The 1,894-nt window shown below is 51.7% G+C and carries 3 protein-coding genes; 1 reads left to right on the plus strand and 2 read right to left on the minus strand.

The window, feature by feature from the left end; translation table 11 throughout:
- The coding region (locus B3F49_RS00005; protein ID WP_293908432.1) for a dicarboxylate/amino acid:cation symporter at positions 1–1,160 on the plus strand (1,160 nt) is incomplete at its 5' end.
- A gap of 24 nt (positions 1,161–1,184) precedes the next feature.
- Here B3F49_RS00005 and B3F49_RS00010 read toward each other — a convergent pair.
- Together B3F49_RS00010 and B3F49_RS00015 are read right to left on the minus strand one after the other, a co-directional pair.
- Positions 1,185–1,484, minus strand: a complete 300-nt coding sequence (locus tag B3F49_RS00010) for an MGMT family protein (RefSeq protein ID WP_293908433.1) — start codon at positions 1,482–1,484, stop codon at positions 1,185–1,187.
- Between the two features lie 91 nt (positions 1,485–1,575).
- Positions 1,576–1,894: DUF4256 domain-containing protein (locus B3F49_RS00015; protein ID WP_293908434.1), on the minus strand; the 319-nt coding region annotated here is incomplete at its 5' end.

The following is a 1,894-nucleotide window of genomic DNA, read 5'->3' on the forward strand; positions in this document are numbered from 1 at the left end:
CACTTGTCGGCAACGGATACGTCGACCTCTTGCGCATGCTGATCATCCCCTTGGTCCCGACAAGCATCATTGCAGGCCTTTTGAGACTGAGCAATACGGCCGAACTTAAAAAACTGGGAGTGAGAACGATTGGACTCTTTCTCTTTACTGCCACAATTGCGGGCATTATCGGGCTGGTGGTAGGTTCCCTGTTTTCGGTGGGAAGCGGCATGGTCGTGGGAGAACTCGCAAAGAGGGAGGCGAACACCATCGGCAATCTCTTCGCCCAGTTCAGGGCTTTCATCCCTTCCAATCCTGTTCGCTCGGCTTCTGAAATGCAGATGATTCCCCTGGTAGTATTCTCGGTGCTTCTTGGTGTCGCAGCCATCACTGTTAAAACGAAACAACCAGAGAAAATCAAACCAATTGAGACACTGCTGGAGAGTTTTTTAGCCATAGTGATGCAGTTGACATCGATGGTCCTCAGCCTGACGCCCTATGGCGTACTTGGTCTTACTTCCTACTGGCTCTCAAGTACCGGCCTGTCTGCATTATTGCAGCTTGGACTCTTTGTCATTGCCATGATAGCCGCATGCTTGCTTCATATAGCATTGGTGTATGGAGGCCTCGTCGCCACGACGGCAAAGATCAACCCCGTGAGGTTTTTCCGGGCTGCAAGCCCAGCCCTTCTCTTGGCTTTTTCCAGCCGATCCAGCTTGGGTGCCTTGACGATGACCATCAGCACCATGAAAGGCCGCCTCAAAGTCAGCGACCGGGTTGCAAACTTTGTCGGTCCATTGGGAGCTGTCATGAATATGGACGCCTGCGGAGGAATCTTTCCTGCGATGGTTGCAGTCTTTGCAGCAAACGCATTCGGTATCGACCTCACCCTCTCACAGTATGCATTGATCGTAGTGGTATCAATCTTCGCCAGTCTTGGAAGTGCGGCAGTACCCATGGGAGCTACAGCGTTTACCATCATCACCCTCACTACAGTAGGGCTACCGGTGGAAGCGGTTGGTTTGGTAGCAGGTGTAGACTTTTTGGTTGATATGTTCCGGACCATGACCAATGTAGCCGGCGATTTGACTACCTCGGTGGTTGTGGCCAATTCCCTCGGAGAGTTCGATAAAAACGCTTTTGAAGCACAGGATTTGAAAACAGAGCTGGCATTTGCATAATACAAGATACGCTTGGGACGGAGATCAGGATTCTCCATTCCAAGCGTATAGCTTCATGTCGATTCTCCCGTTATGCAAGAACACAATACCTTCGCTTTCCAGCATGGCTCGCTGCAGTTCTGCAAAGTTTGGATTCGGCAACGATCCATCGGATTTGACCATTCTATGCCAGGGAAGTTCCTCTGGACAGCCGGCCATGGCCCACCCTACAGTTCTTGCCCGCCTAAGGTCGCCCAGCATGCCGGCAATCTGGCCGTAGGTACCGACTTTACCTGCGGGGATACGGGAGACCAGTTCATACACCTGGGCGAAAAACGCTGCCATACAAACCTCTTGTGTCATTGTACACCGATTTCAGACCAACAATGCAAACAGGATTGAAGGCACCCCAGGCCCACATTACTTTTTCTTTCTCCTACACCCTCAACAAACCTCGACATCCCCGTGATGCATAATAGGAGTCAACTCCGTTGTGGTAGATGAACACCCGGCCATATCGGCTATCACCGAAAAGGGCTCCTCCAAGGTCTCTCATCGCCTCGGGGGTTCGAATCCAACTCGAAGATTTCACATCAAAAACCCCGACAGCCTGGAGGCTTCGATACTGCTGCTCATCCAGCAGTTCTATTCCCATAGTTTCAGCCAGGCCGCACGCACTGCCGCTCGGGGGGTTCTTTTTTCGTTTCTCAAGGGCAATTTCGTCATAGCAGAGACTTCTGCGACCAAGAGGACTC

This window comes from Sphaerochaeta sp. UBA5836, from assembly GCF_002432845.1.
GTDB lineage: Bacteria > Spirochaetota > Spirochaetia > Sphaerochaetales > Sphaerochaetaceae > Sphaerochaeta.